General features: G+C 41.3%; 17 protein-coding genes. 12 read left to right on the top strand and 5 right to left on the bottom strand.

What is annotated here, in order from left to right:
* Nucleotides 1–6: 6 nt before the first annotated feature.
* Nucleotides 7–879: a 23S rRNA (adenine(1618)-N(6))-methyltransferase RlmF gene (gene rlmF / locus N480_RS03490; protein ID WP_063371130.1), complete on the bottom strand. Its 873-nt coding sequence runs from the start codon at nt 877–879 to the stop codon at nt 7–9.
* A gap of 121 nt (nt 880–1000) precedes the next feature.
* Here rlmF and N480_RS03485 point away from each other — a divergent pair, with 121 nt between their 5' ends.
* A complete protein-coding gene (locus tag N480_RS03485; protein ID WP_063371129.1) occupies nt 1001–1903 on the top strand; it encodes an alpha/beta fold hydrolase in 903 nt (300 codons plus the stop codon).
* 11 nt (nt 1904–1914) lie between these two features.
* Here N480_RS03485 and N480_RS03480 read toward each other — a convergent pair whose 3' ends face one another.
* Nucleotides 1915–3357, bottom strand: a complete 1443-nt coding sequence (locus N480_RS03480; protein WP_063371128.1) for a tetratricopeptide repeat-containing sulfotransferase family protein — start codon at nt 3355–3357, stop codon at nt 1915–1917.
* 91 nt (nt 3358–3448) lie between these two features.
* Nucleotides 3449–6070 carry a TonB-dependent receptor plug domain-containing protein gene (locus tag N480_RS03475; RefSeq protein WP_063371127.1) on the bottom strand — a complete coding sequence of 874 codons (2622 nt, stop codon included), beginning with the start codon at nt 6068–6070 and terminating at the stop codon, nt 3449–3451.
* Between the two features lie 554 nt (nt 6071–6624).
* Between N480_RS03475 and N480_RS03470 the strand changes: the two genes are divergently transcribed.
* Together N480_RS03470 and N480_RS03465 are read left to right on the top strand one after the other, a co-directional pair.
* Nucleotides 6625–6990, top strand: coding sequence for a hypothetical protein (locus N480_RS03470; protein WP_063371126.1), 366 nt, complete (start codon nt 6625–6627; stop codon nt 6988–6990).
* 192 nt (nt 6991–7182) lie between these two features.
* A complete protein-coding gene (locus tag N480_RS03465; protein WP_063371125.1) occupies nt 7183–8550 on the top strand; it encodes a leucyl aminopeptidase family protein in 1368 nt (455 codons plus the stop codon).
* 47 nt (nt 8551–8597) lie between these two features.
* Here N480_RS03465 and N480_RS03460 read toward each other — a convergent pair whose 3' ends face one another.
* Together N480_RS03460 and N480_RS03455 are read right to left on the bottom strand one after the other, a co-directional pair.
* Entirely contained in the window at nt 8598–10070 is a 1473-nt protein-coding gene (locus N480_RS03460; RefSeq protein ID WP_063371124.1) for an aminoacyl-histidine dipeptidase, read from the bottom strand.
* Nucleotides 10071–10407: 337 nt separating this feature from the next.
* Nucleotides 10408–11481 (bottom strand): ketoacyl-ACP synthase III, encoded by a 1074-nt coding sequence (locus tag N480_RS03455; protein ID WP_063371123.1) that lies wholly within the window; start codon nt 11479–11481, stop codon nt 10408–10410.
* Nucleotides 11482–11619: 138 nt separating this feature from the next.
* On the opposite strand from N480_RS03455, the gene N480_RS03450 reads away from it, so the two are divergent.
* The 9 genes from N480_RS03450 to N480_RS03410 all read left to right on the top strand — a co-directional run bounded on the left by N480_RS03450 (nt 11620) and on the right by N480_RS03410 (nt 20227).
* Nucleotides 11620–12018 carry a DUF4440 domain-containing protein gene (locus N480_RS03450; protein WP_063371238.1) on the top strand — a complete coding sequence of 133 codons (399 nt, stop codon included), beginning with the start codon at nt 11620–11622 and terminating at the stop codon, nt 12016–12018.
* 77 nt (nt 12019–12095) lie between these two features.
* Complete coding sequence (locus N480_RS03445) at nt 12096–13328, top strand: sensor histidine kinase (protein ID WP_063371122.1); 1233 nt, start codon at nt 12096–12098, stop codon at nt 13326–13328.
* Nucleotides 13328–13849: a response regulator transcription factor gene (locus N480_RS03440; RefSeq protein ID WP_063371121.1), complete on the top strand. Its 522-nt coding sequence runs from the start codon at nt 13328–13330 to the stop codon at nt 13847–13849. Before N480_RS03445 ends, N480_RS03440 begins: the two co-directional genes overlap by 1 nt.
* A 64-nt stretch (nt 13850–13913) precedes the next feature.
* Entirely contained in the window at nt 13914–14333 is a 420-nt protein-coding gene (locus N480_RS03435) for a DUF1761 domain-containing protein (RefSeq protein WP_231102217.1), read from the top strand.
* On the top strand, nt 14334–14585 hold the full coding sequence (locus N480_RS25745; protein WP_063371119.1) for a hypothetical protein: 252 nt from the start codon (nt 14334–14336) through the stop codon (nt 14583–14585).
* 148 nt (nt 14586–14733) lie between these two features.
* Nucleotides 14734–14994: a CBU_0592 family membrane protein gene (locus tag N480_RS03425; protein ID WP_063371118.1), complete on the top strand. Its 261-nt coding sequence runs from the start codon at nt 14734–14736 to the stop codon at nt 14992–14994.
* A 140-nt stretch (nt 14995–15134) separates the two neighbouring features.
* Nucleotides 15135–17126 carry a TonB-dependent receptor plug domain-containing protein gene (locus tag N480_RS03420; RefSeq protein WP_063371117.1) on the top strand — a complete coding sequence of 664 codons (1992 nt, stop codon included), beginning with the start codon at nt 15135–15137 and terminating at the stop codon, nt 17124–17126.
* Nucleotides 17127–17188: 62 nt separating this feature from the next.
* Nucleotides 17189–17695, top strand: a complete 507-nt coding sequence (locus N480_RS03415; protein ID WP_155732748.1) for a hypothetical protein — start codon at nt 17189–17191, stop codon at nt 17693–17695.
* A gap of 360 nt (nt 17696–18055) precedes the next feature.
* Entirely contained in the window at nt 18056–20227 is a 2172-nt protein-coding gene (locus N480_RS03410) for a M4 family metallopeptidase (protein WP_063371115.1), read from the top strand.
* The last annotated feature ends 47 nt before the right edge of the window (nt 20228–20274 follow it).

Genomic DNA, 20274 nt, shown 5'->3' with positions numbered 1-20274 from the left:
TTCAGTTTAATATTGCCATGCTAGAAAGCGGCTTTGTTTGTTTCCTTGCAGCATTTTCACCGTTTTAAAATCTTTTACTTTGTATTGCTTGAGTACTTTCGTTAGAAGGTTGATGTTTTCCTTCTTAGAAACTAAACACGTAAACCAGCCTACCTGTTCTTTGAAAGAAGCACTTTCTACAATCATATTTTTGATAAAACCAAGTTCACCGCCTTCACACCAAAGCTCTGGTGCATGCCCGCCAAAATTCAAAGCATTTTTACCTTTTACCTTTTCTAGGCCAAGGTTTTTCCACTTTCTCTGTGTGCCTTGTTGAGCTTCCTCTGCACTTGCGTGAAAGGGAGGGTTACACATCGTAATATCAAAATAGTCGGTTTTATCGATGATATTGGAAAATATCGCATTAGCCTGTTTTTGGTGTTTTATTTTAATATCTAGCCTATTTGCCATTGAAATATTTTGAGCAATTTTAACGGCAACTTTATTTATATCTGACCCAACAAATCGCCACTTATATAATGATTGTCCTAATATTGGATAGATCAAATTCGCGCCGGTACCGATATCTAGACAACGAACTGACTTTCCTGTTGGGATCTTGCCTTTATTATCATCCGCTAACAGATCGGCCAGTGCATGAATGTAATCAGCTCTTCCTGGAACCGGGGGGCATAAAAACTGCTCTGGTAAGTCCCAAAACTTAATGCCGTAGTGCGCTAGCAGCAGTGCTTTGTTGAGCAGAAGCACTGCAGATTTGTCCGCAAAATTTAATGTGCTTTCTCCGTTTTCTTTTTCAACTATGTATTTTTTTAATTCGGGTACATGCGTTATCAGCAAAGGAAAGTCGTAGCCGGATAGATGTTTGTTTCTAGGGTGCATATATAAAAATTGGCGCGAAATAATGGTGCTTATTATACCTTAAATTAGGCGACACAACTATGAGGTTTACTTTCTGTTAGTTTAACTGGTACGATGAGTGAAAAAATAACTTTGAACAGTCATGATCATACAAGAATCTTTATCGGTTCCTTTGGCTGAAGGAACTTCATTGCACTTACGACACATTTATCATGAGCAAAAGGCGGGTCCGATTGTTTTGTTTTTGCATGGTGCAATTGAAAATGGCAAGATTTTTTACACTGAGAGCAATAAAGGTCTTGCGCCTTATATGGCACTAAATGGCTTTAGATGCTTTGTGTTAGATTTGCGGGGACGAGGAGGCAGTCTTCCAATCATAGGGGCAGGGCATGACTATGGTCAGACAGAATCCATTCTAGAGGATGTCCCCGCGGCGCTTGCGTTTATAAATCAATTTACGGGCAAAAAGCCACAGTTTTGGGTTGCTCATTCTTGGGGGGGAGTAATTATGAACAGCGTTTTTGCACGCTTTCCCGATGAGATTGAAAATGTTGATGCGTGTGTTTATTTCGGTTCGAAGCGGAGCCTTTACAACAACCACCCAGAAAAACTACTTAAAGCGAATCTTTTATGGTACTGGTTAGCACACCATTACTCAAAAAAGTATGGCTATTTACCTGCACGAGAGTTGAAATGGGGATCTGACAACGAAACGGTTAAGTCTCATTCGCAAAGTGTTCAATGGGCGAAAAAGCTGCCTTGGGTGGATAGTGATGATAATTTTGATTATGCGAAGGCGCTAGAATCAAAAGTGTTACCGCCGACGCTTCATATTGCAGGGGTAAAAGACAAAGCGCTTGCTCAGCCGATAGACATTAAAATGTTTATAAAGGAATCGGGCATTGGGGTTCAGTCGCTGAATATTTATGGTAAACGATATGGGCATGCACATAATTATGGACATATAGACATGCTAACACACCCAAAGGCACAAGGAGATCAATTCAAAGACTTATTGAAATGGTTTGAATTACATAGAAAGTAGGCTAGAGCATACTAGCCTTGCTCATTATTTAATGCTTTTTCTATCATACCTTCAAATGCTTGCCAGCGTTTGAGGGAGCGCTCATGCAGGGGCTGTCGCACTTGTGTTTTACTCAAAGTTTCTACCTTGCTGCGGCTTTTATGAAATTCCATACATTCTGGCTCATACTTGAGGTATATGAAGTTGAGTATCTTTTGAACTGTACGTTCAGGATCTTTTATCAAGCTCTCGTAGCTTGCTGTATAGATATTACGCTTGAGTAATGGCTTAAAATGCGTCATAACTTGCTCTTCCATTGACGCATAGTGTTGGTATTCGGTTAGGGAGCAAAAATAAGGTTCATTTTCTGCAAAATGATTACTGTAAACAGACCAAGCATTTGCCATAAAATCTCGCGTTAAATGGATAACTCTTGCCTGTGGAAATATTTTATAAATCAAGCCAATATTTTGAAAGTTTGAGGGAAGCTTGTTTAACACCACTTCCTCTTGTACTCGGTGTTTTTTTATCTCATCGACATATACATTGCGGCAATAATCAAGCATCGACGTGCTGAGTTCAAGCGCACATTCAGGGAAATGACGCTCAGTTCGCATCTCGAGATAAGGCACTATTTTTTCGCTGATCACCGTGCTTTCTCCCATACTACCAACTTGGCTATGTTGGGTCAGGATCTGCTCAAGCAAGGTTGAACCGGTTCGAGGTAGTCCAACGATAAAAACTGGGGTAAATGTCGACTGCACTTTGTCAGTCGGCCTGTCAAAGAAATCCCAGTTGAATGTATTTAAAACACGATTAAAGAAGGGTTGCATGTCAGCAGTTCTAAATTCACATTGAGCAAGCTGGAGGTCATTCGCTTTTTCATAAAATTCGAACGCTTTTTGGTTTTCTCCAAGCGCTTGATGACCTGTAGCCATTGCATGATTAGCGATGATTTGAAACTTGGGGTGTTCGTATTTTCCTTGATACTCTTCCAGTCGCTGCATTAGGGCTGGGATCTCCGAAGGAGGCTTCAGTTGCATGAGCTCAAAGATCATAAAAATTGAGACACCTGATGGAGGACATTCTAGGCCTTTATCAAACACTTGTTGCGCGTTATCTATAAAGCCATGATCCAAATAGAACTGTCCAAGGTGATAGTGGATTTGGGCATTGTGTTTAGCGACACTCAATGCGTATTCTAAAACTGTTTTAGCATCGACAGGAGAGCCAACTGCAATAAATGCATCGGCTAGAGCATAGAGCGGGTCGAGCATTTTAGGTAAGTGTTCACAGGCTCGTTTAAGATAGTAAATTGCATTGTCGTATTGTTCTAAACGCATGCAGATCCTACCGAGCCCAAATAGTGCCTTACCATTTTGCGGGTTCTGCTTCAGCACCTGTTTGAACATAAACTCGGCTTCTCTAAGACGGTTTTCTAAGAGTAGCTCTGTTGCGCGGTCTAAAAGTAACATATGTCGTACTGGTTTTATTTTAAATAATAAAAATAAAAAGAGGAAATAGCTATTGCTAATTCCTCTTTTGCTTCTGGGTTACAGATAAAGTTTAGAACGTATATGTTGCTTTCACGTAGTAATAACCGCCATTTATACCAAACGGAGACGTCTCATAATAGATACCGCCCCAAGTGTTCTTAGGCGTTTTGGTTGTGTTTGTACCTTCGTAGAAGTCGATAACTTCTTCAGCATCTTGGTCGAAAATGTTGTTAGCACCAACCGTCAGGCTAATTTGCTCTGTTGCGTAATAAGTTAGCTCCGCATCAAAGGTAAAAGTAGGATCTGCCATGATTGCAGTGGCGTCATAGTCTACGTGTACACCTTGATATTCACCAAAGTAGTTGTATCGGATAAAGCCAGAGAAGTCCTCCCATTGTTGTGTCCACGTGTAGGTTGCCCTGTGCTGAGGCAGATCATTCTCAAGACGCTTAACTTTGAAGTCGCCGGTGATTGCAGAAAACTTATCAACTGTCGTTTCATTCCAGTTATACGCCATACTGAAAGTTGCAAAGCCACCTAATAAGTCCATCGAATAGTTAGCTACTACGTCAACACCCTGCGTGGTAGTGTCAAAGTCATTGGTAAAGAACGATACCTGTGCAATGCTGTCTACATTGGGCACACCGTCTGCTTTTAGCGCATCTTTTTGAGCAGGAGTTAAGTCAATTTTGTCCGACTGACTTAAGCGATCTTCAACTTGAATATTGTAGTAATCAATAGTCAAGAACAAGTCACCTGTTTGGTAAACAAAACCAAGTGTATAACTTTCTGACTCTTCAGGTTGTAATTCTGTACCACCCAAGATTTCAGAAACAGGGTTCGTTGGTGGTAAGAGCGCTGAGTCTACCAGTACACCACTACTTAGGTTGGTTTGAACATTACTTACATTGGCTTGACCAACAGTTGGCGCTCTGAAGCCCGTACTAATCGAGCCTCGCATTGAAAGGTCATCGGTAAGTTGATATTGGCCCATAATTTTGAAGTTAGTGGTAGAACCAAATGAGTCATAGTCTTCAAATCTAAGTGCCCAACCCATTAAAAAGTCGTCTGTAAAAGGTGTTTCAATATCTACATAAGCCGCATAGTTTCTGCGTGAAAATTCGCCCGCTGCTGAGGGCTGGAATCCAGGGAAGCCATTAGAGCCAATGCCGAAGCCTTGCTGTGTTAGTGGACCTGCAATGAAAGATGCTTCATCACCAGCGATCACTTCAAATGTTTCTTCATGCCATTCAAGGCCTGCCGCGACGTTTACCTCATATGCAAGATCAAAGTCAAAACCTTTAGATACGTCGAAATTGAAGTTCTTCTCTAATTGGATGTATTTACCTGGGCTAAATTCCATGGGGGTATCAGCACCAAGAGATGCGTTAACTGTGTTGGTAATGAAATAGCGAGACTCGTTTCGACCAACTGAGCCGCTCAAATCATAAAAACCGCCTTCCATAAACCCTTCGGTAAACTCGCCTTTGGTTCCAATGGTGAGAGAGGTGTCTGTAATATTGCCACCAAAGTTAGGAGTAAAACCACCAGGCAGGATTTCATTAAATGCAAAACAGTTTCTACCTAACTCTGTATCCGCAGCGATTTGTTGATAAGCAGCAATAGTTGCTACGTTATAAATTTGATTTCCATCACTGTCGCGTAAGTTTACGGTAGGGCACGTAATGCCGTTGTTTAACCCATCTAAGTCACCAACCAGCAAAGTCTCACCTCCATCATTTGAGTAGACTTGCGGTCGAGTTTGCGGGTTACGATAGTAGAATCCGCCTTTCACATCACGTTCAGAGTAGTTACCAAACATGTAAAACTCAGAACTGTTACTCAGCTCTAATCCGACATTACCAAAAATTGTAATATCATCTCTTATTTCAGGCGCACCCCAAATTTGTGCAGGGTCTCTTACCCCTTCTACATTTGCGTCAATAAACCTTTGTGCGTCAGGTCTTTGTACACTTCGGCTTGTTGCATCTGCTTCTTTATACTGAAAGCTTAAGTTCGCAAAGCCTTGGTCTGTGAAGGGGAGTCCAATGTTGCCTTCGAAGGTTGTCGTGTCGCCATCACCTTCATAATACTCACCTTGCTTGACAGAGAAGCTACCACCTTCCGAGGCATCTTTTAATACAAAGTTTAATACGCCTGCAATTGCATCTGAACCATATTGTGCAGCCGCACCATCACGCAATACTTCAACTTGTTTTAAAGCGACACTAGGAATAACTGAAATGTCTGGTCCTTGTGCGCCGTCGTTGATACCGCCACCTAAAAAGGCAATAACAGACGAACGGTGTCTACGTTTACCGTTTAATAGAATGAGTGTTGAATCAGCAGGTAAACCTCTTAAGTTGGCAGGACGCACAAGGCTTGCAGCATCGCTTATCGGGTTTGCATGTACATTAAGAGAGGGGACTGAGCCTTTAAGCAGTTCAAGCATATCATCACCACCTGCTTTACTTAATTCATCACCACCAATAATATCAATTGGAACTGGTGATTCACCCACAGATCTGGGTGCAGCCCTTGAGCCGACTACGGCTATTTTTTCTATGTCTTTGTTTGCTCCATCTTCTCTGGCATCTGCCAAAGTATTAAACGACGCTAATGTAGTAATAGCGGCAGTAGTTGAAATGGCAAATTTAATCGCACTTCTAAGTTTGCATCTCTGTAGTTTCATCCTGTTTCCCCAGTTATAACTTTTTATTGCTGATTTTCAGTTTAACATTATTAACATTAAGATAACATTACAAACAATTTTTGCCTATACTGTCAATCAAATAGTTAACACATTAATAAAAGTAGCAGTGAATTTTCCAAGTTCAACTTTTTGATTGATTTAATTGCTTTTTATCTGTCAAAGGAAATTTTTTATAATTAAATGGCGGCAGATTATACTGATTAGTATGTTAACAATTCAGGAACTGAACATGTTGCAATAACGTGTGTAATTCCATATTTTTTACTTAATTAAGACAGTAAAATAGCGATTATTCTCAGTGAAATTCCAGTTTACTGTTTACTTTTAAGAGGTTATGAATAATTTTCTTGAGGTTAAATATTGAGCTTGATTCATTAAATAAACGTGAAAACAGGGCTTGTTAAAAGTCCCTGTTAATGATTGCCTAACAACTTTGTTTTTTAATATATAGAATTGGGTTGGACCAAATATCCCCACGATTTTTGAGGTAAACTTTGCTAGAATCTAGTAAAAGCCCCTTATGTTGAGTATCAATGAGGTTAATAAAAGTCGCGCACAAAGCGCCAATAAGAGTTGTTCGAATAAGTAAAAATCGACAAAAGCTAAAATTAAAACGCTCTTTAATCGCGTTGAAAGGTGCGCTTGAACAGGAAAAACAAGAAACTGAAGAGATGCTCGATATATATAAGCGTTACACTCAAGGTCAGGCATCAAAAGACGAATTGAAAGTGGCAAACAAACAGTTTGTAGATGTTCTAAAAGGGCTCGGCTTAGGCGTATTTGCGATTTTGCCATTCGCACCCATTACTATTCCGATAATTATCAAGTTAGGCAGCAAGCTAGGTGTTGACGTGTTGCCCAGTTCGTTCTCTGTCCAAAAAGACTCGAAAAGTAAATAGCCTACATTTAAAACTGCTCTTTTTTATTATTGTGTATGCGTAACTTGAGTACCAAGAGTACGTCAAATTACATACTCAAAAAGCATTTTACCCCGATTATATAAATATAGAAAAAACTTACCCTTATACCAGTGAATTGTGAGTCGCGAATTGGTATCCTTTAATTAATACAACTTACAATAAGAGGCACGTATGAGCACTATACTCATTCACTCCAATAAAGGTACACCGATTCATTTCACAACAGAGTCACAACTGAATAGTTGGCTTTCTGAGCATGCGAACGCAGCACAGAACTTTGTGTTGGCTTCTCGACAAGAAGGGCAAAATGTTTTGCTGGTCCCTGATTTGAACAGTGGTGAACTAGAGTGTGTTCTGTGTATTGTGGAGTCCCTTGAAGAACAATGGATTGCGGGAGATCTTGCCAAGCAATTGCCAAAAGGAACGTATCAATTTACAGGCACCCAAGAGCTTATTGAAAGAGCTGCAACCAGTTATGCGTTAGGTGCTTATCAGTACAGTGCCTATAAAAAGTCAGCGCCAATTCAAGCAAAATTAGCACTATCAGATGACGCTCAGTTTAAGCGTATAAAAGATGTAGTGACGGGTATTTACCTAGTTCGCGATCTGGTTAATACGCCAGCGGCTGACATGATGCCGCAACACCTTGCTGAAACATTTATAGAGCTAGCAGAGCAATTTGGCGGTGAGTTTAATCAACTTATAGGCGACGAATTGCTGGAGCACAATTACCCCACTATACACATGGTAGGCAGAGCAAGTGATAACAAACCGAGACTATTGGATTTAACATGGGGTGATGAGAGTGCACCAAAACTGACGCTAGTGGGCAAAGGAGTATGTTTCGACTCTGGTGGGCTAGATTTAAAACCAGCTTCAGGCATGCGTAACATGAAAAAAGACATGGGTGGTGCAGCACATGTTCTTGGCTTAGCGCACATGATTATGGCAGCTAACTTGCCTGTGCGACTTCGTGTGTTAGTGCCAGCTGTAGAAAACGCCGTTTCTAAAAATGCTTTCCGTCCTGGCGATGTCATTAAAACACGCAAAGGTATCACTGTAGAAATTGATAATACAGATGCCGAGGGACGTTTGGTGTTATGTGATGCATTGGCGGAAGCACAAAGCGAAGCACCAGAACTTTTAATCGATTTTGCTACATTAACTGGTGCATGTCGTATTGCTTTGGGAACTGAGTTACCAGGTTTTTACAGCACAGATCAGGCGATTGCAAACGAAATCATTGAACAAGGGTTGGTACATCAGGACCCTGTGTGGCAATTACCTTTATTTGACCAGTACAAAGGACTATTTAAAAGCGATATCGCAGATATCGCGAATTGTGGTTCGACCCCATTTGGAGGGTCAATTACAGCTGCACTTTACCTTAAAGAGTTCGTCGATCCTGATACTACGCCTTGGCTGCATTTTGATGTTATGGCATGGAATGTCCGTCACTTACCAGGCAGACCAGTAGGTGGCGAAGGGTTAGGTTTAAGAGCAACACTGTCCTATTTACAAAAACGTTTCGCAAACTAATGTTTTATAAAAACGGCTCCTAATGAGCCGTTTTTTGCTTTTATGGACTAACCTTTTACTGGGATATTAGTTAGTAAAGCTTTCATTTGTTGCCAATACAACCCGACAGAGCCAATGTGGACTTTCTCATCAGGAGAGTGAGGGAATTTAATTGTAGGCCCAAAAGATATCATGTCCATATCTGGGTACGGTTCCTTGAATAATCCACATTCCAAACCTGCATGAATAACCATAATATCAGGCTTGTTGCCATAAATGCCCTCATACATATCGCGGAAAATATGCACAAGCTCTGAATCTGGTTCTGGTTTCCAGCCTGGGTATGCACCAGAAAACTCAATCTCTGCTCCAGCTAATTCTGCTAAAGATGAAAGCGTGCCTTCAACATCTTTTCTACCAGAGTCGATAAGCGATCTGATTAAGCATAAAACTTCAATTGAATCTTCTGATGAAGTGATCACACCTAAATTTAAAGAGGTTTCTACAACGCCTTTGATGTCATCGCTCATTCTGACTACGCCATTTGGGCATGCGTTGATGATTGACAAGAGCTTAGCTGTACTGTCATTTGAAAGTGGAGAAAGTGTATGATCGACCTGTTGCGTGTTAAAGCTTAAGCCTGTTTCAATTGCTTTAAGCTCCTGCTTCATCAACATCTCTACATTTTTAATGTGTGCATTGATGGTATTCACGTCTGAGTCTTTAACTGCAATCGTAGCGTAGGCTTCACGTGGAATCGCATTTCTCAGTGAACCACCTTTAAACTCAACAATTTGAAACTCGACATCGTTAAAGTGATGTTTGAGTGTGCGGGCAAGAAGCTTGTTGGCATTTGCTCTTCCTGTGTGAATATCTACACCTGAGTGTCCGCCTTTGAGTCCTTTAAGCGCGATTTCAATATATACTTGATCGTCTTGCTTTGGTTGTCTCTCAATATTGAGGGTCAAGCTAGCGTCAATGCCACCTGCACAACCCATGTAGATCTCGCCTTCTTGTTCTGAGTCCGTGTTTAGCAGAATTTCCCCTTCAAGCCAGCCAGCTTCTAAACCAAAAGCGCCAGTCATTCCAGCTTCTTCATCTACCGTTAGGATTACTTCTAATGGACCATGGGCGATATCATCAGCGGCAAGTACAGCCAAGCAAGAAGCCATGCCGATGCCATTATCTGCCCCTAAAGTTGTGCCGTCTGCTGTTACCCAGTCACCATCAACAAAAGGTCTAATAGGATCTGTCACGAAGTTGTGGTCGGTGTCATCATTTTTTTGCGGAACCATATCAATGTGGGCTTGGAGTACTACGGGTTTTCTGTTTTCCATGCCCGCTGTTGCTGCTTTCTTAATAAAAACATTGCCGGTTTTATCTCTACGAACGGCCAGGTTTTGAGCGCTTGCCCAGTCAATAATAAATTGAGCAAGTGCCTCTTCATGCTTTGAAGGGTGAGGGATTGAACATATTTGATCGAAAAACTGCCAAACGATTTGTGGCTCTAAATTGCTGATTTCTGAGTGTGGTTTAAACACCTTATTCCCCTAATATGATTCTAGTTTGTTGTCATTGAGCTGGACACGCACCTATGTTTCAAGGTGCTGCTTCGCCAAACTCTATTTTTGGCCTTTACTGCTAATCATTGCGAGTAATGTTGTCATCGCGTGTTGAATTCGAATGACATGAATTACGACAGAGCGCGTCACCCCTGTATGACGATTTCGCCAGAGTAAAATACAAAGAGTGCGTGTAGTAAAGACTTAAGTGCTTCTTGGCACAAAGTAGGTATCATTAGTTTGTATCTAACGCCGAGAATTCTAGCAGCTATTTAGGGGGATAGCGAGCAGCGGTGCTGCCCACCAAAATTAGAAGTTAATCAGCTGATTTGCAGGCAAGCACAGCATCATGCACGAGCTCTAAGCCTGACTTTTCACAAGGTGGAAATTGATAGTCGCATGTATTGATAGGTGTTGTGCGCTCACCCCATTTAATATAGCTTGCAGCCCATGTAAGTCCTGCTCCAAATGCTGCTGACATTATATTCGCATGTGGTTTGATTAAGCCTTGTTCGACAGCTTCGCAAAGTGCGATGGCGATAGTTGCGGCGGAGGTATTACCATACTGATCTATATTGACCATCACTTTGTCATCACAAATTGCCAGTTTTTTCTGAATTGCTTGTATGATTCTTAAGTTTGCTTGATGCGGGATCAAAACATCAATATCGTCCAAGTGTAAGTTCGCTTTTTGCATCACATCATCACACGCGATACTCATTCCAGTCACAGCACGTTTAAATATCTCTCTGCCTTCAAATAGTAAATCTGATGGTCCAGTTGGCTTGTATTTATCCATATCTGAGCCGTAATTGGTGATATGCAAGATGTCTCTATCTTCAGTGTCGCAACCCGTTTTTGTTCCCATTAAACCACTTGGCTCAGAGCTTGCCTCTAATACAACAGCACCAGCACCGTCTCCAAATAGCACCGCACTATCACGTTTGGCCCAGTTTACATACCAAGTCATGCGCTCAGCGGCAACAACGACAGCGCGTTTAATCATCCCAGCTTGAATCTGAGCGGTAGCATTTTGCAAGGCATATAAAAAGCCTGAACATGCAGCATTTGTGTCGCATGCAGCTGCACCGGTTGCGCCGATATTTTTTTGCACTAATGAGGCTGTATTGGCCACCATTGTGGAAGGTGTACAGGTCGCTAACAAAACTAGGTCAATGTCTTTGCCTTCTAGTCCCGCACATGCAAGCGCGTGTTTACTGGCGATGGTTGCCAATTCGGCTGTACTTACGTGGCTTACTCTACGAGCACGTATTCCCGTTCGAGTTGCGATCCACTCATCATTGGTATCAACAATAGTACTAATTTCATCATTGCTGATAGTGGCAGGTGGTACGGCTTTACCCCAGCCTGTTATTTTCGCATAAATCATATTGTCTCTTTATCAAATCCGACCACTTGGATAATTTTACAGTTATAACAAACTATTGATATCTACACAAAGATAACCTTGTTGATTTGCTACATTTGTCTAAAATTAAATCTGAAACTGGCTAAAATTCAGCACTTTATGACTCAGAAAATCACACAAGAATTACTCGATGAACTGATTTTACTCGAACGCCAACTGCTTGAGCCGAGCGTCCGTGAATCCAAAGAGCGTTTGTCCATTCTGTTAGACGATGATTTTTATGAAATATCCGCAAATGGTTTGCTGTTCAATAAGCGTCATGTCTTATCTCGTTTGCCGAGTGAAAAAGTGCCACAGTTTTATAACCAAGACTTCAGGGGACAAATGCTGGCCGATAACATTGCGCAACTGACTTATCACGCCGCTTATCGCAGAAATGCCTATAGCAATTTACAGTTTTCTCTGAGGATGTCTATTTGGCGTAAAAACGCCCATGGATGGCAATTACTTTTCCATCAAGGTACGCCAAGCCCTGAATTTATGTTGAATTACGATTAATAACCCATTTTTTAAGGGACTGGGCTTTATGCAAGCATTGAGGTAAAGTACGCCATCATTTGATTTGGACCGTTAAAATGGTTATTGCATTTTCTCCCCAGTCGGCATTAGGGCAATTGCTATTGTTACGTTCGATTGCGATTGTCTTGCAGCTTTTGCTGGTGCTCATTTCTATATTACTTCTTGATAAAAATATCCCACATAAGCCAGTTTTTACAATTATTGCCTTAGAGTCAGCTTTTCAGCTTTTGAGCATTTTTGTATATCGGAGATCAAGAGAAATATCCGAAAAAGCAATGACATTACAGCTTGTAGCCGATATTTTGTTTTTGTCAGTTTTACTGTCCTTCCTCGGTGGTGCTAGTAACGCTTTTGTCTCTTTACTCTTGCTACCTTGTATTATTGCCGCCGTCACAGTATCGATAGGGTATGTGCTATTTGTTTCCATCAGTGCGCTAGCTGCCTATGGCTATTTGTACATTGCGGTGAGCATGCCAATGCATCATCACGGTATGCATATGGGCGAGCATTTATTGGGCATGTTTGTTAATTTTGTCTTTATGGTCGTGGTCACGGTAGGGGTCGTGGCATTGCTTGTAAAGCGTATTCGTGAACGTGAAGCTCTGTTAGCTAAAACACGTGAAAAGCAACTTCAACAAGAGCAGTTATTGGCGCTCGGGAGTGCCGCCGCGCAGGTTACACACCAACTGGCAACGCCAATTGCGCACTTAAGCTTGCTGCTGGAAGAACTGCACGAAGACTTTCCGCATCATCCCGCAGTAAGAGAGATGACTAATCCAATATCTCAATGCCGTGCTCAGTTAGAAGGGTTTCGTGACCAAACAGAATTGCTCAAACTTAAGGGGAATAAAAAGGCACTATCATCGGCCTTTGTGTTAGAGCAGTTAGAAGAATTAATGGCCCTACAGTACCCAAAACAAGTTATTGAGATTGAAGAAAAGACACCATCGGTGGACATTCAAGGAGATCCCATGCTTATTCCTTCTTTATTAAATTTGGTTGTTAACGCAGCAAAGGCGAATGAACGTGCAAATAAAACGGTCATTGCTTTAAATGCATTTGCAAACGAAGGCCACTGGTACTTAACCATCAAAGATCAAGGCAAGGGAATAGCGCAACAAAAATTAGATACGATAGGCAAGTCGGTCGTGGAAAGCGACAGTGGTTTTGGTATGGCGCTCTTGCTCACTCATGCAACACTAGAGCGTGTCAATGGTGAGCTAAAGCTGGAGAATATGCCAGAAGGTGGTGTATTATCCACAGCCAAATTACCTATTGTGGGCGCGTAATGAAGTTATTGATCATTGAGGACGATATTGCATTTTCTCATACCTTAGCGAGAAGAATGTCAAAAATGGGCTTTGAATGTGTTTGCGTTAATTTGGAATCCGAAATAATCGATAAATGTAAGGTGTTTTTACCTCAATACGTATTGCTTGATATGAAGTTAGAGCACTCGTCTGGTTTGCATTATATTGAAGGGATCAGAGAGGCTTTGCCGACATGTAAACTAGTCTTATTGACCGGTTTTGCGAGTATCGCCACAGCTGTTGAAGCGATTAAGCTGGGGGCTGATGATTACTTGACCAAGCCCGCAGATACTAAACTGATTGCTAAAAAGTTGTTAGGTGAAGAAATTGAGGTAGAAAATAGCTTCGAATCTACAATGTCTCCTGAGAGGTTAGAGTGGGAGCATATTCAACAAACGCTACAGGCAAATGGTGGTAATGTTTCTGAAACTGCAAGACAATTGAATATGCATAGAAGAACATTGCAACGCAAGTTACAAAAACGGCCTGTTTCAAAATAAGGCCAAGGTGCCCGCATATATTGCTCATTTCTCAGTTATTAACTAAATTGAAATTAACGAGATAATGGGGCAAGTATCAATGTATGTATTTGAAGTGAACATATTTGCCGTATTGCTAAGCGCGATAGGTTCTTTTGTGTTGGGTGGGATGTGGTATTCGCCCCTGATGTTTCAACAAGCTTGGTTAGAAGGTGCAGGACTAACGGAGCTTGACTTAAAAAATGCAAACCATAAATTGATTTTCCTTGGAGCGTTTGCATTTTGTTTGCTTGCTTCTACGGGGGTGGCAATCACAGTAGGCAGCTCTCCTTCCGTTGTAGATACAATGATGTATGGCATGGGAATTGGGATTGTATTTGTTGGCACATCTTTTGGTGTCAGTTATCTATTTGAGCAACGACCTCTAAAGTTGTTTCTGGTCAATGCGGGCTACCACACGTTACAATTTACATTAATCGGTTTCGTAATTGGGAGTCTTAACTAAGTGGCAAAACCTAATAAAAAAGGGCCGACAAGGACAGTTGATATTTATTGTGCAAAATGCAAGGCGCAATTATTTAAATATAGAAAAGGCGGAAAAGGTAATTTGATAAAGTGCTTTGTTGAGCGAATTACGGTTGATCACACTCAAAATCAAACCCATTGTCCAAACTGTGAACAAGAGTTTTCAAGAAAAACGCTGATAAGAGGGGCGCCAGCCCTGAAAATAGTGGGTAAAAAAGTCACTTTTAAGTGAACCCAAAGAGGACATTTATCCTGTAGCTCAAAGGCGAAAACAGAGATACTTTCAAAGTTTGTGCTGTTTCAACGATTGAAAGTCACCCTTCCCACGGATTAGGGCCAGCGTGTTTGGGTGAGTATCCACAAAATCTATGGACAAAAACATGATTGATATCTTATTTGACGTTATTGGTATGACCGGCACCTTTCTTGTTGTTGGTGCGTTTTTCTTGCTTCAGCTTGAAAAGGTTGCGCCAGACGGCCTCAAATATAACCTCATGAATCTATCTGGAGCAATATTGTTGCTCATAAGCCTATGTTATAACTTTAACCTTGCAAGCTTCGTCATTGAGCTATTCTGGATAGCGGCCTCCCTTATTGGTCTGTACAAATATTTCAAAGCTAGGAAATTGCAAACGGCGTAAAAACATAAGCAAAAACTTGCACAGTTGCATATCATGCGTATTATTAAGCTGTATGGACGGTAACTGTGTGAGCCAACTTTAATTGAAGATTTTCTTCTTTTAAACATGAGCTTGCTATAGCGTAAGTAGTCAGGCTCAATATGAAAAAAACAGTCCCTCTAATTCTCGCCACTTTTATCAGCGCTAACTGCGCAGCATCTCAAGAAGATATATTTGAGCTTAGCTTTGAAGAGTTGCTTGACGTTAATATTACGCTCGCTACCAAGACCAAAGAAACCTCAACGTCTGTACCTTCCAGTATTACCGTATTTAATCAGCAACACATTCAGCTATTAGGCGTTGCAAATGTTTATGAGTTAATGAACTTTGTACCTGGTATGCAATCAACCCGTGGCGATTGGGTTGGTGCAGTCCCCAAAGAGCATGCGCGAGGCATTTATTTAGATAGTGGTAACGTGTTGGTGATGCTTAATGGTCAAAGACTAAATGAATCCTCATTCGGTAAAGCCTCTGTCTATACACCTTTTATTCCTGTTGAAGTGGTCGAAAGGGTCGAGTTTATTAGGGGGCCCGGTTCTGCACTGTATGGTAGCAATGCATTTTTAGGTGTCATGAATATTGTTACTCGCAAAAATGACAACATTGTTATGGCTGCCATAGGTGATAGGGGCATGTATCAAGGTGCGGCGAGTATACACCAAGCGTTTGAAAGTGGATTAGAGTTCAGCGCGAATGCTTCATTGTATCGTGATGATGGCGATAAGTATTTTGAAGCCGGGGTAAAGGATCCTGTCGATGGCCGATTTCTTGAGATTGAACTGAAATGGCAAAATTGGCGATTTGCAGTACACAATACGGAAACGCGATTGGACGAGTTTATTAATTTGTCTGGGGAGTCTAAAGAGAACGAATACACGAGCCGAAACTTTGGTATGCAACTAGAGTTTGAAAACGAAATTAGTGACTCTTTAAGTAACAAAACAAAATTAGAATTTATCAAACATGATATAAAAAGCAGCGGACAAATCGCAACAGCTGAGCAGCTGGGTTTGGAGCATGGCTTGTTTGTTGGGCCAAGGTGGCAATCAAGAGATTTAACGCTCAATAGTGAGCTTATTTATGACCACAGTGAGTCTCTAAACATCATTTTGGGTGGCGAATACTCGTGGGAAGAGCAGTCACGAGCAGATGTATACACCAATTACTATGACCCTGTACGTCAAGAGGTGATTCCTGCCGAAGAGTTTTACTTAGGTGGACTGGAGGTTATAAATAACTACGCACCTTTCACATCCCTAAAGCAAGACTTTGACTCTTATGCCGCGTATGTACAAGCTAAGTATATTTTCAACGACAAGGTTACAGTCTTTGCGGGGGCAAGGTTTGACGATGTATTGGACATTGATAAAAAGTTGTCTCCGAGGTTAGCCGTAATTTATCAACTTAACCCAGTACACACATTTAAGCTGCAATATGGTGAGTCTTTTAGAGTGCCGGTTAGTAATGAACTGAATTCAAATGATGAAGTGACCCAAGGCAACCCAAACCTTAAAGCTGAGTATGTAAAAACAACTGAATTAGTGTGGCATATTCAAGATAAAAATTGGCAAGTGGATTTGGTTGTGTTTGACAACGAGCTAGAGGATTTTATCAATTTGATCCCAGTGGATGAAGCTCAGACGCGATTTACGTTTGACAATGTTTTTGAAACCAGTATGCAGGGAATAGAGTTTAGTGGCACTTTGCATATTTCAGACAATGCTTGGTTAAGTAGCACATTTACGCAATATATTGATTTGCCATTTAATCCTAGCTACAAGAAATTTGGCTCTTTAGTTTTTAATTTCAAGTCTGGCCAGTTTCAGTATTCGGTTAACGGGCTGTGGCGAGATGGAATTACCGTCATTCCATTTGAACTGCCAGATGACCCCGATTTTTCGCCGTATAGGCAGGCGAGTCACTGGCTATTTGGGGCAACAGTCAGCTGGCAGTTAGATGACAAACAAGGCGTTGCACTGCAAATACAGAACGTGTTTGATAAGGAGACTGATGCATTTGATCCCAGACGATATGATGGTCGGGTTCCACAGAAAGGGCGCCAGCTCAGAATGCGTTATACGTATCAGTTTTAGCTTGTTTAAATTACTAATATAATTGAAAATATGGCGAATTTGATTAAATGAATTAAAGGCTTATGAAGTTATTTTTTTCGAAAGCAATATGGCTGTCCTTATGTGTGCTAATGGTGTCAGGTTGTAGCATCTCACTTAAACCTTTGCAGATGGACTCAGCGTTTCCCAAAGTATCTTATGTCGGGCGAGGTGCGGCTGCAGGTCCAATGCTAATGGGGGCGATGGGGCCTATGGGCATCGCTGTTGGCATGGCGATCGATGAAGGGATTGGTAAGGATATTAAAAGTGCTTTAAGTGGATCTTTAGTACAAAACCAAGCAGTTGTAGTAGAAAGTGTTGCTGCAAATTATCCAGATGCTCACCGATTTGCATTGCGTAAAATTGAGTTTAAAGCTGACACATCGAATGATGATCTCGCTTATGCAATCACATTTTTATCGCTGTATCCGAGTAACACTACAAAGTGTTTTAAAAGCGAGTCTGCTCCTTTGGATGAACTAAAGGTATCCGATATAGGGTGGAAAATAATAACAAACTCTATGACTAAAGAAGTTGCTTGTCAGGACTAGTAGCTTTGTCTCATCCTTCATTTTATAAGGAGCGCTCACTGATAGGGCGTTCTTACTTCCTTTCAGAAAATCCTATACATTGTGTCAATTAAGTTAACCCCTGCTATTACCATTTGAGTGTTAATACTATTTGTGTATCACAATATTTACATTTGTGAGTTGAAATATTCTCTTTTCCTGATAGAAAAAAGCTAAGCTAATGAAGTTTTTACTTAAATATATGCCATATTGAAAATGTAACAAATGTTAAAAATAGGTGTATTTATTGTTTTGATTGTCTAGTCTCATTATTGCGTGCGTATTGAGCACGCTATCTCGGCTTTTGTTTGAGATAAAAACACACAATCAAGGAGCATAAAAGTGAAACTATCTACGATAACAACAGTGACGTTATCTGCATTGGCTGTAATGTCAGGGAGCGCTATTGCTGCGCAAAAACAATACTTAAACAATGAAGCAAACTTGAGCATGATGTTGCAAGGTGCTGCGCCGGCAGTTCTTTCAACGCCTGCTTCACAGATGATTGGGCTTAGCAGTCAAAGTGAATTAAAAGTTTTAAAGTCTTTTAAGCATAAAAATGGCTCAATCACACATCGTTATCAACAAATGTATCAAGGGTTGCCAGTGATCGGTGACACGATAAGCCTTACATTTAATGAGCAAGGGTCCCTCAAGCATGCCCACGGTGCTGCCGTGTACGGTATTGAGTCAGACATTGCTTCTGTTACACCAAGTTTAAAGTTAGAAAGCGCCGTTAAAGCGGTGCAGTCTCAATTGCTTTCTACTGCTGAACACGTTCAAAAACACAACGAAGAAAGTCGACTGGGTGTTTGGCTAGATGAGTCAGGAACTGCTCGTTTGGTTTATGAGATGACGTATGTAACTTATGGTCATGAGCCCGCTCGTCCTTATATGATTGTTGATGCTAACTCAGGCGAAGTTCTTGTAAATTATAATAATATTCAACATGCAAACGCGACAGGCCCAGGTGGAAACGAAAAAACAGGGCGGTATGACTATGGTACGGACTATGGTCATTTAGATGTCAGTCAGTCTGGCAATACTTGTACAATGAACAACGCAAACGTAAAGACTATAAACCTTAATCATGGTTCAAGTGGATCTTCTGCCCATAGCTTTACATGTCCTGAAAATACCGTAAAAACAATAAATGGTGCATATTCACCACTAAATGATGCGCATTATTTTGGCAACGTTGTGTTCAATATGTACAACGATTGGTTAGGCGCTGCACCTCTGAGCTTTCAATTACAAATGCGTGTGCATTACAGCAACAATTATGAAAATGCATTTTGGGATGGCCGCTCAATGACATTCGGTGATGGTAAAGATAGATTTTACCCGCTTGTGAGTCTTGATGTGTCGGCGCACGAAGTTAGTCACGGGTTTACTGAGCAAAACTCTGGTCTAGTATATAGATATAAATCAGGTGGTTTGAACGAGGCCTTTTCTGATATGGCTGGTGAAGCAGCAGAGTTTTACATGAAGGGCACCAATGACTGGTTAGTTGGCCAAGATATTTTTAAAGGAAGCGGTGCACTCAGATACATGAACGATCCAACTAAGGATGGGCGTTCAATTGATCATCAGTCTAATTACACTTCCAGTATGGATGTTCACCATTCATCAGGTGTATTCAACAAAGCGTTTTACAATCTGGCGACAACAACTGGTTGGGATACTAAAAAAGCGTTTATTGTTATGGCCAAAGCCAATCAGATGTATTGGACAGCGAGCACCGATTGGGATTTAGCCGGTAATGGTGTAATGGACGCAGCATGTGACTTAGGTTATAACCCGGATGACGTTAAAGCTGCACTTGCGCTAGTTGGAGTGAACTCACAGCTTAGCTCAGGCAGTAGTTGCGGTACACCTCCTACGGATGAAGAACTGACAAACGGCGTTGCTCGTACTGGTATTAGTGGAGCGTCAAAAGCACAGCAGTTTTTTGTGCTAAACGTGCCGGCAGATGCAACCAGCTTAAAGTTTGAAACTTCAGGCGGCTCAGGTGACGCAGATCTTTATGTCAAGTTTGGTAGCCGACCATCTTTGCAAACATATGACTGTAAAAGTACCACATCAACTAGCAGCGAAACTTGCTCGATCTCAAATATTCAAGCTGGCACTTATTACGTGATGGTTGAAGCTTGGAATCAAATATCGGGTGTATCCTTGACGGGCACTTATTCTTCAGGAGGAAATGGCAATCAACCTATTGATAGAACGGAAAGCAATATTTCGGTTAGTTCTGGTCAATGGGCGAGATATACGCAGCAGCTCGGAGCAGGTTACTCTAGCTTAGAAGTAACAATTTCTGGTGGCTCGGGAGATGCGGATTTGTATGTCAACTTTGGTTCAGCTTCTTCAACATCGACTTACCAATGTAGACCTTATAAAAATGGTAACAGTGAATCATGCTCGTTCACTAACCCTCAAAGTGGCACTTGGCACATAGACCTTCGAGGTTATAGCAGCGCTTCAGGGGTTACCTTAAATATCAAAGCTAATTAATCACTTTTCTATTTGAGACGGTGTTCTACCGTCTCAATTATACATTT

The organism is Pseudoalteromonas luteoviolacea S2607, assembly GCF_001625575.1.
GTDB classification, from domain to species: domain Bacteria; phylum Pseudomonadota; class Gammaproteobacteria; order Enterobacterales; family Alteromonadaceae; genus Pseudoalteromonas; species Pseudoalteromonas luteoviolacea_E.
Note: the sequence above shows the minus strand (reverse complement) of the source record. Positions and strands in the feature narration are given on the sequence as shown.

What these genes read in the sequence shown, in the direction of transcription:
- rlmF (WP_063371130.1), bottom strand. Translation starts at nt 879, where the DNA reads ATGCACCCTAGAAACAAACATCTATCCGGCTACGACTTTCCTTTGCTG.
- N480_RS03485 (WP_063371129.1), top strand. Translation starts at nt 1,001, where the DNA reads ATGATCATACAAGAATCTTTATCGGTTCCTTTGGCTGAAGGAACTTCA.
- N480_RS03480 (WP_063371128.1), bottom strand. Translation starts at nt 3,357, where the DNA reads ATGTTACTTTTAGACCGCGCAACAGAGCTACTCTTAGAAAACCGTCTT.
- N480_RS03475 (WP_063371127.1), bottom strand. Translation starts at nt 6,070, where the DNA reads ATGAAACTACAGAGATGCAAACTTAGAAGTGCGATTAAATTTGCCATT.
- N480_RS03470 (WP_063371126.1), top strand. Translation starts at nt 6,625, where the DNA reads ATGAGGTTAATAAAAGTCGCGCACAAAGCGCCAATAAGAGTTGTTCGA.
- N480_RS03465 (WP_063371125.1), top strand. Translation starts at nt 7,183, where the DNA reads ATGAGCACTATACTCATTCACTCCAATAAAGGTACACCGATTCATTTC.
- N480_RS03455 (WP_063371123.1), bottom strand. Translation starts at nt 11,481, where the DNA reads ATGATTTATGCGAAAATAACAGGCTGGGGTAAAGCCGTACCACCTGCC.
- N480_RS03450 (WP_063371238.1), top strand. Translation starts at nt 11,620, where the DNA reads ATGACTCAGAAAATCACACAAGAATTACTCGATGAACTGATTTTACTC.
- N480_RS03445 (WP_063371122.1), top strand. Translation starts at nt 12,096, where the DNA reads ATGGTTATTGCATTTTCTCCCCAGTCGGCATTAGGGCAATTGCTATTG.
- N480_RS03440 (WP_063371121.1), top strand. Translation starts at nt 13,328, where the DNA reads ATGAAGTTATTGATCATTGAGGACGATATTGCATTTTCTCATACCTTA.
- N480_RS03435 (WP_231102217.1), top strand. Translation starts at nt 13,914, where the DNA reads ATGGGGCAAGTATCAATGTATGTATTTGAAGTGAACATATTTGCCGTA.
- N480_RS03425 (WP_063371118.1), top strand. Translation starts at nt 14,734, where the DNA reads ATGATTGATATCTTATTTGACGTTATTGGTATGACCGGCACCTTTCTT.
- N480_RS03420 (WP_063371117.1), top strand. Translation starts at nt 15,135, where the DNA reads ATGAAAAAAACAGTCCCTCTAATTCTCGCCACTTTTATCAGCGCTAAC.
- N480_RS03415 (WP_155732748.1), top strand. Translation starts at nt 17,189, where the DNA reads ATGAAGTTATTTTTTTCGAAAGCAATATGGCTGTCCTTATGTGTGCTA.